This window comes from Citrobacter freundii complex sp. CFNIH4 (genome assembly GCF_002934505.1).
Lineage (GTDB): Bacteria > Pseudomonadota > Gammaproteobacteria > Enterobacterales > Enterobacteriaceae > Citrobacter > Citrobacter freundii.
On record NZ_CP026234.1, the window covers coordinates 130,527 to 144,236 of the forward strand.

General features: G+C 47.1%; 13 protein-coding genes. 1 reads left to right on the forward strand and 12 read right to left on the reverse strand.

Going from position 1 to position 13,710, the window contains the following annotated elements:
* Positions 1–15: 15 nt before the first annotated feature.
* Positions 16–2,589, reverse strand: a complete 2,574-nt coding sequence (traN, locus tag C2U41_RS28415) for a conjugal transfer mating pair stabilization protein TraN (RefSeq protein WP_233901308.1) — start codon at positions 2,587–2,589, stop codon at positions 16–18.
* 81 nt (positions 2,590–2,670) lie between these two features.
* Here traN and C2U41_RS28420 point away from each other — a divergent pair, with 81 nt between their 5' ends.
* Positions 2,671–3,639, forward strand: a complete 969-nt coding sequence (locus C2U41_RS28420) for an IS5-like element IS903B family transposase (protein WP_000654812.1) — start codon at positions 2,671–2,673, stop codon at positions 3,637–3,639.
* Positions 3,640–3,684: 45 nt separating this feature from the next.
* On the opposite strand, the gene C2U41_RS28425 is transcribed toward C2U41_RS28420, so the two are convergent.
* From C2U41_RS28425 to C2U41_RS28480, 11 genes are all read right to left on the reverse strand, one after another.
* Positions 3,685–4,665 (reverse strand): conjugal transfer protein TraC, encoded by a 981-nt coding sequence (locus C2U41_RS28425; protein ID WP_233901309.1) that lies wholly within the window; start codon positions 4,663–4,665, stop codon positions 3,685–3,687.
* Between the two features lie 27 nt (positions 4,666–4,692).
* Positions 4,693–5,457: a DsbC family protein gene (locus C2U41_RS28430; RefSeq protein WP_007372229.1), complete on the reverse strand. Its 765-nt coding sequence runs from the start codon at positions 5,455–5,457 to the stop codon at positions 4,693–4,695.
* A gap of 180 nt (positions 5,458–5,637) precedes the next feature.
* Positions 5,638–7,236: a YadA-like family protein gene (locus C2U41_RS28435; RefSeq protein WP_007372228.1), complete on the reverse strand. Its 1,599-nt coding sequence runs from the start codon at positions 7,234–7,236 to the stop codon at positions 5,638–5,640.
* Between the two features lie 93 nt (positions 7,237–7,329).
* On the reverse strand, positions 7,330–7,896 hold the full coding sequence (gene traV, locus C2U41_RS28440; protein ID WP_016241587.1) for a type IV conjugative transfer system lipoprotein TraV: 567 nt from the start codon (positions 7,894–7,896) through the stop codon (positions 7,330–7,332).
* On the reverse strand, positions 7,893–9,290 hold the full coding sequence (locus tag C2U41_RS28445) for a TraB/VirB10 family protein (RefSeq protein WP_007372227.1): 1,398 nt from the start codon (positions 9,288–9,290) through the stop codon (positions 7,893–7,895). Before C2U41_RS28445 ends, traV begins: the two co-directional genes overlap by 4 nt.
* A 4-nt stretch (positions 9,291–9,294) precedes the next feature.
* A complete protein-coding gene (locus C2U41_RS28450; protein WP_016241588.1) occupies positions 9,295–10,413 on the reverse strand; it encodes a TraK domain-containing protein in 1,119 nt (372 codons plus the stop codon).
* A gap of 159 nt (positions 10,414–10,572) precedes the next feature.
* A complete protein-coding gene (locus C2U41_RS28455; RefSeq protein WP_007372225.1) occupies positions 10,573–11,199 on the reverse strand; it encodes a TraE/TraK family type IV conjugative transfer system protein in 627 nt (208 codons plus the stop codon).
* On the reverse strand, positions 11,196–11,480 hold the full coding sequence (gene traL, locus C2U41_RS28460) for a type IV conjugative transfer system protein TraL (protein ID WP_007372224.1): 285 nt from the start codon (positions 11,478–11,480) through the stop codon (positions 11,196–11,198). The genes C2U41_RS28455 and traL overlap by 4 nt, the downstream gene beginning before the upstream one ends.
* Before the next feature lie 92 nt (positions 11,481–11,572).
* Positions 11,573–12,541, reverse strand: coding sequence for an IS5-like element IS903B family transposase (locus C2U41_RS28465; protein WP_000654812.1), 969 nt, complete (start codon positions 12,539–12,541; stop codon positions 11,573–11,575).
* A 54-nt stretch (positions 12,542–12,595) separates the two neighbouring features.
* Positions 12,596–13,414, reverse strand: coding sequence for a DsbA family protein (locus C2U41_RS28475; protein ID WP_007372223.1), 819 nt, complete (start codon positions 13,412–13,414; stop codon positions 12,596–12,598).
* Complete coding sequence (locus tag C2U41_RS28480; RefSeq protein ID WP_007372222.1) at positions 13,411–13,704, reverse strand: hypothetical protein; 294 nt, start codon at positions 13,702–13,704, stop codon at positions 13,411–13,413. Before C2U41_RS28480 ends, C2U41_RS28475 begins: the two co-directional genes overlap by 4 nt.
* Positions 13,705–13,710 lie beyond the last annotated feature (6 nt).

The window sequence follows — 13,710 nt, forward strand, 5'->3', positions numbered from 1 at the left end:
TCTTATCCTGCAAAGCTATTGAGTTTTCAAAACAGCCTCTGTGCTAGATTTCGCCGCATCAACATCGATACTGTCAACACCGCTCTGGAATCGCTCCAGGGAGTTCTGGCGAGATCCATCTATATTCAATACGTTTCCTTTACCGGTTATCTTATCCAGATTTATTTCCGACGCTTTAGGTAAAAGTTTCGCCTCGTAAAGTGAACCAATCCACTCTGACAAATCGAGTTTGTTAAAATCAATCCGTCCAAATTCTTCTAACGTCAGTGGTCGACAATCCGGGTTCTTTTTATCCCCCCAGCCGATACCTAACATTGGTCTCCCTTGTTCCTGAATGATGCGACCAATCTGAGAATCAAACGTGCAATAACTTGACCGTTTCTCGATACAGACACCCAGAAACTTTGTTTCACACCAGCTGGATATATGCACGGCCAATTTTGTTTCTTTCTTAACGGCAAGCTTAAATTCATCAGGAGTACAAGCCCAGATGATGTTGACCAGTATATTAGCAATCTGGTACGCCATGTAAGCATATCCAACCACGGATATTGCCGAAACAATAGTTGACGACAATTGAACAGATGTAGCCAGGCCAGACGATGTTACGGCTGCGCCACCGCCAGAGGCCGCACTTTCAAATATCAGATTCGTCGCAGCAGGGCCGAAGGTATCAAGAGTCCATTGAGCAACTTGTTTCGTCAGCGCTCCTATAGCCTGATTCATCAAACCGGACAAACCTGCTTCTGTAGCTTGCTGAGCCGCTTCAGTACCTGCCGACCCAACCAGACTGTTGAAAGCGGAAATAGCTGGTCGAGTTATTGTATCGATGGCATTAGTCATAAGTTCGGAACCCATGTCAAAAATACCTTTTCCCTGTTCGAACATACCGGCTTTTACAGAGACAGCATCAGCAATTTTTAGAGTGTAGTAGGACAACTGCAAATACTGAATCCAGCTGACATCTACGGGCTGATCACAACAATCCACCCATCCCCCCATCGCCGATTTACATTGTGCAGACTCACCTTTAAAAAGAGTGCAGGAACGGTTGGTTTCGTCAGTATCATCGCCACACTTCATTTCATTCAATGCGTAAGTTGCGGCCTGAAGAGTTGCAACTGCTTTGTTGAAATCGCCGCTTGGTTCAGCAGAAGGCTGTAGGCAAGACCCATTAAGGCATTGCACAGCGCCAGGACAAGTATAGGTATCGGTGGAGGAGGTATTGGGTACAACGACATCCGTTCCGCAATCCCATACCTCGGTTGCCTGCCAGCACCCATTTTTGTCACCCTCCGCACCTGTTATGCAAGTGGACTTAATGAATTTACATGCAGTGTTTGCATCGTACTGCTTGCAAGTATTGTTAACGCCACCGTCGGTTCCGCAGTTGGAAACTACCGTTGCAGACTTACAGAAAGGTGAGAGACCTCCGATCGGCGGCTTAGCAAGCTGGTTTTCGCAGATACGTGCGCCATTTATGGTTGCGCACCCATTTGCATCAGGAATGACTGTCTCGCGGCAGGTTACCGTGTAATTCTGGCAATACCCGGCGTTGATGGCCTTCAGCAACGTATCGAATTGTTCAGGTTTATCAACAGTCCAGGCGTTATCCGAGATAATTTTGTTTGGGTCAAAGTAAATATAAATGAGAGCATAACCTTCGCCGCTGCCAGTCACTGACACACGGTTTTTGAAATTAAGAACGCCATTTTGGGGGGTATTTCGGATTTGTGCTGTTACATCTACATTAATCGACTGATCCCAGCTTGTTTTTAATTCACAGGCTCCTGATGTCTCTGGCGGGAAGACGTTTAAACCTTTTGGCCCTGCCCAAACCAAACTACCCCTATCTGTACCACCGACATAAATCTGCATGTAATCATCCCATTTAGCCCTGATGATCTTGGCGCTGGTAACTGCCTGGGGATTGTAGACAGTGACGGCCATTGCCTGTTCAAATATTGTGCAGTTGCCGTCCCAGTAGTTATCACCGACAGTCCCGAGCCAGAGTTCGATGCAGTTAGTGCCGCAAGAACCGATGTTCGCCGCGCCACTATAATGCGAGAGCATACCGGCAACGTAAGGATGGTAGAGGGTGAATGTGCCGCTGACACTTGTGGTACGGGTACATTCGCGATAATCAGGGATATGGTTGACGGTGTCCTTATTCGTCATGGTCTTGGTCATAGAACAATCACCAAGATCTTGCATGTACTTATCCTGATTCTCCAGGAAGTCTTTATGGCCATCAAAGATGGAATCATCAGGTTTAATGTTTGCTGTAGTTTTCGTTGAGCCCACCAGCGTTCGGTAAGCTTCGCCGCGCAGTGAATTTTCGGTTTTCAGATTGGCGTTGGTTGTATTGCCCAGTTTTAGCGTGTTGCTGTCATCTCCGTAGGTTCCTTTCAGGCTATCCAGTGAAGTTGATGAACCTTGATTTGGATAAGCAGAGTTCAAATCAACGGCCTGGCCTTTTCCATACTGAACCGTACCATTTGACGTAGCTGAAACTTGCGGCAGTGTTTTATAGAAATTAGTGGCAGATGTAACGTTTTCCTGGGTCGTTGCTGAAAAGGCATACGGCACGTAGGATACAACACCAAGGTGACATAACATCGTTATTGTGCAGAGTGGTGGCTTTGTTGAATAAATCGAACTTTTGCTGAGTTGAAGGATCAGATCACGTATCTTCCCGACAACGCAGACCGTTCCGTGGCAAAGCAAAAGTTCAAAATCACCAACTGGCCCACCTACAATAAAGCCCTCATCAACCGTGGCTCCATAACTTTCTGGCTGGATGATGAAGCTATTCAGGCCTGGTATGAGTCAGCAACACCTTCTTCACGAGGCAGACCTCAGCGCTATTCTGACCTTGCCATCACGACTGTGCTGGTCATTAAACGCGTATTCAGGCTGACCCTGCGCGCTGCGCAGGGCTTTATTGATTCCATTTTTTCTCTGATGAACGTTCCGCTACGCTGCCCGGATTACAGCTGTGTCAGCAGGCGGGCAAAGTCGGTTAATGTCAGTTTCAAAACGCCCACCCGGGGTGAAATCGCACACCTGGTAATTGATTCCACCGGGCTGAAGGTCTTCGGTGAAGGCGAGTGGAAAGTCAAAAAGCATGGCCAGGAACGCCGCCGTATCTGGCGTAAGCTGCATCTCGCCGTTGACAGTAAAACACATGAAATCATCTGCGCTGACCTGTCGCTGAACAACGTTACGGACTCAGAGGCCTTCCCCGGGTTAATCCGGCAAACCCACCGGAAAATCAGGTCAGCCGCCGCCGATGGCGCTTACGATACCCGGCTATGTCACGATGAACTGCGGCGTAAGAAAATCAGCGCGCTTATCCCTCCCCGAAAAGGTGCGGGTTACTGGCCCGGTGAATATGCAGACCGTAACCGTGCAGTGGCTAATCAGCGAATGACCGGGAGTAATGCGCGGTGGAAATGGACAACAGATTACAACCGTCGCTCGATAGCGGAAACGGCGATGTACCGGGTAAAACAGCTGTTCGGGGGTTCACTGACACTGCGTGACTACGATGGTCAGGTTGCAGAGGCTATGGCCCTGGTACGAGCGCTGAACAAAATGACGAAAGCAGGTATGCCTGAAAGCGTGCGTATTGCCTGAAAACACAACCCGCTACGGGGGAGACTTACCCGAAATCTGATTTATTCAACAAAGCCATGGAACCCACTTAATTAATGGGCCACTGGTTTGCTGAACAACCCAGTTACGTTTCGAGGTGAATTTAGTTTTTTCACTTTGCTGATCAAAGAAAATCAGGCTCATTGAGATGATGCAGGATGATTTAATTCCAGTAACACCACTCATCATATCGCCGAGAAAGTATTGCGCTTGCCCGGGAAAGAATCTTTTCGGGAATTTTCGCGCACTCAATGTTTTCACAAACGTTGTCGGTGTAGGTGCTTCTCCACGAAGCTCGGAATCTGTCGGATCACCAAAACCGCAATAGTCTTTCTTAATGAAAAACATGCGATCGTGGTCGACTAACTGTTCTGAAATGTACTTGTCTTCTTGTGGCTGTACCGGCGTCCGGTCTCTCCAGGAGGCGCTTTCACCCTGGTTGCAAATGGAGCTCAGAACATCGATGTAACTTTCACGCGTCAATGCACCGGGACACAAACCAGTGATGCTCAGCGTCGTTTCGAACACATTCCGCAGCTCGTTAACGTGATTGAATTCTTCTTCACGCATTTCATAGTTATATTTGATCGGAATTTTTACTGTAATGAGAAGCACACAATTTCGGACGCGAGTCCCGGTTCGCTTCATCGGCGTTTCGGTGCTTTTCAAAAGGAATTTAGAGCGGTTATAAATTGCGTTACGCAGGATTGCGTCCCGGCAATCCATACGCAATACGTCCATCCGGTTAATTTTCTGTACGATGTTTGGGCTTGCAACCAGGTCAAACTGAACGATAGTTTTGGCGGGGAAGTTGGAAGACAGCAACGTTTGAAGGTTAGTCATCTCCTTGCCGGTTGTCCCGCTTAAGGGACGACAAACAAATCCGAAACCAACATATTTGTTGTCGCACATAAACAAATGATTGGATTCGTCATATGCACGTACAGGACACAAGTCAGAAAAACGCTTCAGGTTTTTGAGTCGCTGAAAAATTAAAGATTCACTCATAATGCCTCCAGGATTCCCAAGAAAGTGTTACTTGTTCTCGATAAAGTTTTTGAGGCCTTGTTTTGGTGAGCCGAGTACGTAGGAGCCGTCATCACGCACAATGAAAGGGATCATGCTGACACCTAGTATCTGAGCCGTAACTTCACGTCGAGCCAGAGCCTGCATATCGCAGTTCTTTACCTGGTCGAATTTCTGAGTGGAATTTCCGCTGATAATTGCGCGGTCTGCGCGGTAGCGGTCGGATGCACAATACAATTCAATATTTCGCTGCTGGCTTGCCGGGCCCAGAGCTCCGAGCGACAGAACGCTAACGGTGAATTCTTTCGGGTCGAGGTCAGCAAGTGCTGAAAGTGGGGCTGCACAGGCTTCACAACCAGGTGCGGTAAATATCATGACCTTTTTAGGCCCATCGCCCCATACGGCTGGGCGCAAGTCCGCGATATTTAGGTTCAGCTCTTTCATCGGAATGATGCTGGCGTTCTTGGTTATTTCGCTCATGGTGGTCAGAGGCTTTTTAGCCCATGTGTCATAGAGCGTTCCCTGTATAACGAAGCGGCCATTAGAAGACAGCAAATTAACTTTCCCATCAATCTCTAGTGCGATGATGCCGTTAGTAGGGACGACAAAACGTTTTACTTCCTGCGAATTCTGAGGAATGTTCTTGAACGCTTTTTCATTGAAAATCGTATCGATATTCCCGGTGTTTGTTTTTACTGTATCGGCGAATACAGAAGCTGATGCAGAAAGTGCCACCAAAAGTGCCGCAGTCGCGACATGTTTGATAAAGTTCATAGTAACCGCTCCAAATGAGAGAGGTTTCATTTTCACATATTGATTTATTTTGCCGCAGGGAAAAGGGCTGCAAACTGTCCCCAAAAAAAGGAAGTGATGAAATGTTAATATCGGTTTTAATTACTCAATTAGTCCAAATAAAAAGCCACAAAAAAGTGGCTTTTTATTTATGCTTTATTATTACTGGAAGCCAACCGCAAATCCTGCACCAGCTCCAACACCACCGGCTGTATCAGCCGACATGCTAAAGCGGACGTTTACTTTTTCATTGATAGCGTAATTCGCTCCTCCCGAAATTGCCCCCTGGTCTCGGTACGCGCCCATCGCCATGCCAAAACCCGACACGTTATTGAGGAAGGGAATTGAAGCGATAGCAATTGCGCTTGCTGAGCCTGCTTTTGCTCTTTTATCATTACGGTCAACCGTCTTTTTAAGGTCAGAGAACTTCTGGTTTGTGTAGCTATTAGCTGAAGCCAAGGTCTGTCGGTCACCATCAATCCGTGACTGGCGCTCAGTATCGACAAGGAAATCAGTCCTTGAGTTGATGACAGATTCACGGGCATCCGTATGACTGTTTGCACTTACAAGAGTTTGAGCATCGCCAGCAACTCGGGATGCGCTTTCAGTTGCAATTAGACTGTCGGTACGAGCGTTGATCGACACTTCACGCTCGTCGGTATAAGTATTAGTATCCGTGGCAGTCTGGCTATTGTCGTTACTGCTACCAGACCCTGTACCACTTCCTGTCCCGCTGCCGTCCGTACCGTTATTGTTATTTCCGCCTGTAGTAGGTGGCGTTGTGTTAGAGCCAGAGCCAATGGATGAAAGGTACGAACTGATGGCACTATCAGTGTACGCCTGAAGTGAACTAACGGAATTCATGAGCTGACCATAGTTCACCGCATCATACCGGCTGGAACCATCAGCAACATTAGTCAGTGTTCTTTGTACCGTAGCTGAACCAAACGATACGGTATCAGCACTATTGGAGAATGAACCGTTCCCAATGGAAATACCTCCATTTGAAGCAGAAGCATAATTACCAATAACAATTGCGTTATCATCGGATACAGTATTGTAGTTGCCAAGCACGATCGATTCGTCGGAATCAATGGTATTAATTGTGCCGATTGTGATGTTGCCAAATTTAAAAACAGCAGAGGGGTCATTAATCGGTGCAGCTGTAATATTGTTTAAGGAACCGATAGTCAAAGCGTAGGAACCACCACTCACCGTATTGAATGTACCCATTATAGAACCAGCGTAATTAGTAGCAGTGTTTCTGGAACCAAGAATTGCTCCCATACCTACCATATCCAGTTCGTTATAAGAGCCTATTACTTGCAATGCACTTCCTGAAACGTTATTGCTATAACCCATAACGGCAAGGTTTTGTCCTAGAACTTTATTGTCACTCCCAACCAGATTCAAATCAAAAAGACCAGTGCCAGTATTATTATTCCCGTAAACATTGAAACTATTGGCGTAGTCATTCCAGAATTGGCTTGGGTCGTAACTAAATGATAAGTCATTATTGCTTCCGGTAATAATATAGTTTGTTAACGAAGTAATTGTGTTGTTATTCCCTGAAACACTTGAGTTGCCGAGTGGTGATTTACAGTTTGATGGGGTTGCACAGGGTGTTAGCCCTGAAATGTTATTGCCATCACCATTTACAGTAACTTCGTCAATTTGGGTGCTATCGATTGAGTTATCTGCCACGGCTACAGCACAATGAAGTGCCAGAACAATAGCAATATATAATGACTTTTGTTTCATGTGCTTACCTTTTCAGTGATGGGTATTAAAAAGACGACCAAGGAATACAGCACATGAAAAAAGTAGTACCGGTATACCGGTACTACTGGACAATTATTTAATGTAACTCCCTTTCTGAGGAGGTTGTGATGTCTCACCCTGGGATTGTGCTGGAGCAGCGGCAACCGGTGCAGACATTGGTCTGATAACAGCAGTTGATGTGGCACTATTTCTTGCACCGACTTCCCAACGACGCGGCTCAATCTCGGTATAGACGTAGCCAGGGACGTTAAGGTCTCCATCTGCGGTCTCATAGGGGTCAACCAGCACCCGCATGACGATAGATTGCGTTCGGATGGGTTGAGGATCAGCAGCAGTAGCAGGCACAGGGACGTATCGACCACCATCGGCAGTATTCCGTCCACCGTTCCCGGCTGTAGTGCGCAGCCGCTTAACCTCCACAGGCTTTCCCGAAAGTTGGTTTTCAGATGCGGTGTCAATCTGCTCCTGGTAATCATCTCCATCGGTCAGGGCATACACATCTCGGACATTCATACATGTGACCGAATTGGGCATTCCCTTGCATCCATATTCATCGTTCTGGCCCAGTAGTGAGCAACCCGACATCGCAAAACCGGCACTAACTAAAAACAATGCCGATACAATTTTCTTCGTCATCATTTCTTGCCCCCAACGGTTTGAGTTTTTGAAGTAACACGTGTGAATTTCAGCATGACCCCTTTTTGCACAATAAAATCAACACTACGGCCTGGATCAATTTCAATTACAGGGAAAAGGTCACCGGCCATTTGCATATAGAAATCGGCAAGACGATTCAATGCGCCACCTACGCCAGAAACTGCTGCGCCCTGGAGTGCGTCAGAGCTCATAACCTGCTGGTAAGGAGTAGCGTCACTACTATCTCCATCGCGTTTAATACTGATTGTCGGAATACTCTGTACGTTAAAGAGCTGAGATGCAGCCTGTAGGAAGCCAGCGGTCAGGGCTCGTGCCAGGTATTGCCCTTGTTTGGTAACCAGTCGACCACGAACACCTGATTTACCATCTTCACCAACAGCGTAGGCTACGAGTGGGGCTTCAAAAACTGCACCGTCATCCCGAATGCACGTTATGACTTCCGATCTGAAATAAGCTCTTTCGGAGGACAAATCACCGAACCCAGCTGCAAGCATTCCGCATTCACGTATATCTGCACGGAAACGGTTTGGGAGAATTGCATCCTTTTTCACCCTGGCCAGCGCCGGATAAGGGTCTTTTCGTGCATCACGAGATGTTGGTGCATCCATCCCCGCAATCAAAACAGTACTTATGATCGACGTTGCAGGAAGGTAGGTCTGGTTCTCGGGGTTATCATCTTCGTCAGCAACGGGTGCGGCTTCAATATCTTCCTGTACAGTGATGATTTCAGGAGTTGCCTGGCTTGGTACTGCTTTGCCATCCTTCCCTTTCTGCTGACGCTGGTTTGCTGCGGGTTCCGGTACGACAGGGGGGGCCGCATCTTCGTATACGCGCTGTAATGTTTTCCCGTTATTGAAACTTCCTGAGTTTCTTGGCGCAACTGAAGGGGCAGATATCTCTTCAGGTTTATACAGAGTAGGGACGTTACGTTGGCCGTTTCCAGCCAGTGGTGTCGCTCCGCGAGACTGTTGTGAGTAAGGCACAGGGTTAGAGACGGTATCAACGCGTTTCTTAATAGCTGCAACCTCAGCGCCTGATTTTTTCTGGTTGTTCTCCAGATTGCTAAGACGCTGAGCTGTCTGATCAGCACCATATTTCTCGGTTAACGTTTTAATCAGTTGACCTTGCTCTTTAATGGTCTTGTCGAGTGCGCGAATTCGCGCCGCAATAGCATTCTGGCTAACTCCATTGGTATCACCATCGGTAAGGACGCTGGCAATCACTTTTTCTTGTGGCGCTCGATTTCGGGGGCCAGCTGAGTCGGGTATAACCAAGAGCAAAAAAAGAACGGCGAAAGTAAATACGCCAGCCCATAAAACCCATTTTTTATGCTTTGCTGAAATTGAGGCCCATTTCTCTTTTAAGGGGATAAGCATGATTTTACTCCGCGAGTTTAGGGCGCATGGAATCGTTAGCTTGTTCGTTTGGCTGGATGTTGCGGATAACGAAGTAAGCTTCAGTTCGCTGGCCAGGCTGGAGAGTGTTGCGACTCCATAGTGCTCTTGCTGCAAGCTGAGGATGGGTGCAGAGTGATTCATCAACCATTACTGTTGATGAACCAGTGTTTTGTGCAACGCCGATGATGACACTGAATTGACTACCCTGAAGATACTGGCCATTTGCAAAGGAGTAGCGAATCTGATCCTGGTCAGTACCCGTGCGGAAATTACAGTTCGGGATACCAACTCCTGAAGAGAGATTTCCCAGAGAGTATCCGGGTGGAATGTCCCCAAGCGCGATGGTTCGCATTATGTTGCGAATCGTCTCGATGTAATTATCTTTCTGTTCCCATCGCCTGGCTTTGACTTCGCTTCCACCATAGTTGTTATATGCCGCAGGCATAACACCAGAAGTACTCGTGTTGTTCAGCTTTCGTGAAAGCATGAGAGTGGCTTGCACCGGTGCAATTTTCTGAGGTACTAACGACACGGAGATCGCTACACTTTCGTCACCTTTCTCACTGATATAGAGACTTGCCGGGTTACTGTCTGAGGTGGAAACGTAGAGAGCGTTATCTTTTACATTTACAGTTACACCCTCCTGTTTAACTTTCTGCACTACAGGGTGTTCAAACGGTGTAACAAGCCGGTTGATCTGGTTAATCGAAATCGGTACGAGGGTGTTCACGCCAGGCGCAACGATATATTCCAGCCGAGAAGGAATGACTTCTTTTGTGAGTGGAACGGGACTGGCAATTGCAGCAGGTACTGGTTGAATATTACGGCCATCAATAGCTGGTTCACTCCCGCCATTGATAGAGTTACTTGCTGGTGGTGTATAGTTGTCAGGATATGGGCGTGTTTCTGTGCTGAGCATTGCCTGAGTTGAGGATGCTGGTCGAGAGGCGAGTTTTGCAGTGACTTTGGGTTGCGACTGCGCATCAGGCTGCTCAAATACCATGCCTTGATCAACAGACATTTCGCCCGCCGTTACGCTATGGGTCGCTAATGTGGACGACGCGGTAAGCAACAGGATAATTATGCGTTTACTATTCAACATTTAGCCCCCCGATAAGTGGCAACACTACGTTCATTTTTAAATTGGCTATTACCAATCAGAAAATTCATTTCGGCACATCCGTTTTGTTTACTGATTGCTGATTTATTAATCTCTCGCTTAAAGATTTATATCTCGGTTAAATCAACTAACGAAATTCTGTCAGGAAGTTCGAGCTGCCGAAGATTTCTGCCTTTGACCTTTGTGTTTATCTTCTTCACTTGGCAGCAACGGTTTGCCACTCTTTATCTCAATGAACGTAATAATGGGCCGGTAGCCTTTTACGTTAACAGTAATCTCGTAATAGACTGGCGTGGTCGATGGTTTGCCGGTGATACCTTCGAGAGTTTGGTTACCGGTGACATAAAAAGTACCAACTGCTAACGGGTCGGTGATAACCCCGACCGGATTAAAAGAAAGCGAGATTCGGTCGCGCTTAATTTGGTCAATCTGGTCGTCCATTGCTTTCATAACTTTTGTGTAAATTGAAGCGTCAAGAAACGGGCCGATAGAATTCTTGAGTAGATCTAAAGTGGCTGGGTTAGCATTTCCAAAACTGTCGGCTATATATAACGCCCATGCCTTCATATAAGAGCTGCTGGCGGCTTTTTCATCCAGCCAGGCTGTTTCTGTAAGGTTTGGCGGAATAATAGTGATGGGTTGTGTTTTGGCTAACAGAGCATAACCAAGTACAAGGTTTGCCAGAATCATTGAGGCAGAGATTAACTTGAAACTTTTGTTTTCTAACTGAAGTCCAACTAACCCTTTTTTGAAATTATGGATATTCATACAATAAACTCCCGGTCGAAGGATTCAGGTACAAAAGTGCCACCACCGAATGTGACTCCGAATTTCCAGTAACAGAGGTGCATAAAATATTTCTCAGAAGCTCGCGCCAGAAAACCGCCATAAACACGTGAAACTACAACACCCAGAATTATCATCGGTAATAATCGTCCAGTGATAATCCCAACCGCGAGAGCAACGAAAAATGGCATGGCTTCATCAATCGACCAAAAAAATAACTTTGGTGGTTCGTCAATCGAGTGAGAAATATAAACAGGTTCCATGATGACCTCTCATATGAATTTTTTCAGATTTATTGAGGCTTTGTTGAATAAATCAGATTTCGGGTAAGTCTCCCCCGTAGCGGGTTGTGTTTTCAGGCAATACGCACGCTTTCAGGCATACCTGCTTTCGTCATTTTGTTCAGCGCTCGTACCAGGGCCATAGCCTCTGCAACCTGACCATCGTAGTCACGCAGTGTCAGTGAACCCCCGAACAGCTGTTTTACCCGGTACATCGCCGTTTCCGCTATCGAGCGACGGTTGTAATCTGTTGTCCATTTCCACCGCGCATTACTCCCGGTCATTCGCTGATTAGCCACTGCACGGTTACGGTCTGCATATTCACCGGGCCAGTAACCCGCACCTTTTCGGGGAGGGATAAGCGCGCTGATTTTCTTACGCCGCAGTTCATCGTGACATAGCCGGGTATCGTAAGCGCCATCGGCGGCGGCTGACCTGATTTTCCGGTGGGTTTGCCGGATTAACCCGGGGAAGGCCTCTGAGTCCGTAACGTTGTTCAGCGACAGGTCAGCGCAGATGATTTCATGTGTTTTACTGTCAACGGCGAGATGCAGCTTACGCCAGATACGGCGGCGTTCCTGGCCATGCTTTTTGACTTTCCACTCGCCTTCACCGAAGACCTTCAGCCCGGTGGAATCAATTACCAGGTGTGCGATTTCACCCCGGGTGGGCGTTTTGAAACTGACATTAACCGACTTTGCCCGCCTGCTGACACAGCTGTAATCCGGGCAGCGTAGCGGAACGTTCATCAGAGAAAAAATGGAATCAATAAAGCCCTGCGCAGCGCGCAGGGTCAGCCTGAATACGCGTTTAATGACCAGCACAGTCGTGATGGCAAGGTCAGAATAGCGCTGAGGTCTGCCTCGTGAAGAAGGTGTTGCTGACTCATACCAGGCCTGAATAGCTTCATCATCCAGCCAGAAAGTTATGGAGCCACGGTTGATGAGGGCTTTATTGTAGGTGGGCCAGTTGGTGATTTTGAACTTTTGCTTTGCCACGGAACGGTCTGCGTTGTCGGGAAGATACGTGATCTGATCCTTCAACTCAGCAAAAGTTCGATTTATTCAACAAAGCCATTTATTGACGACAAAATGCGCCTATTTCTGACCAGAGCCTGCAAGCTGAGCCATCATTTGCATAAGGCCTGCTCCATCTACTGCGCCCTGAACAATGGCTGACTTATCACCGTAGACAACAATGTTTGTAGGGGTCTTTTGGATACCAAGCTGACCTGCTTCACGAACGTCGTCGGCTATCTTGCTGGACGGCCTGGCCGCATTGATACATTCAAGTAAGCGGTTCGGGTCTAAACCAGTTTCGCGGGCGATTTGGTCTAGCGGTGCGCTAAGACCGTGCCCGTCAGATTGGCTGTAGCGGAATAACGCTTTAGATAACTGGAAGAAAGATGGATTTCCTCCCTGCTCAACAGCACACTCCGCTGCTAAAGCTTCAGTACGGGAAGCCTGCCCGTGAACAGGAACATGTTTGAAAACCATCGCAATATTCCCTTGTGATGAATCCACGAGATCCATAACGATTGGGAAATGTTGTTTGCAGTACTGACATTCAAAATCGGAATACTCAATGATATAGAACTGAGCATCCGGGTTCCCATAAATACGTTCGTTGTCCGTAGAAGGCGCATAGGCGGTATCGGGTTTGTTTCCAGTCCGGTAACCGACATTGGATTGTTTCTGCGATTCAGGTTTTAGGCCCGCTGCATTAATGTATTTTGCAAATGCGTCCAGTAGTTCGCTTTTGTTGTTTACTACGGGCTTGTGAGTCTCAGCAACGATCGCTAGGTCATTAAGAAGTTGGGACTGTCTATCGATTTGGTAAGTAAAAAATGCAGCCGTGCTTACCATAACCATGAGCGGAATTCCAAATATAAGAGAGTTCAAAATGTTCTTTTTCATTTGTAGCCTCTTGATTGCTGCAATTGTTCCGGCGTATAGATTTCGTTTGGCTTTTGGACTTTGACCTGAGACGCCTCAGCAGCTTTTTGCTTTTTAAGATAGGGCAGTATGATTTCAGCCATGTCTTTGTTCAGGACATCCCGTGACTGAGGGTAAGTTGATGCCGTGATCTTCTGATTGAGGATACGGATTTTTTCTGGGACATCAGAAATTAGCAAATAGCTAATCATCCCTACGGTAAACGTCAGGCAGAGCAGGGCAGAAAGAATAAATGGTTTCGAATTAGTCATGCATCA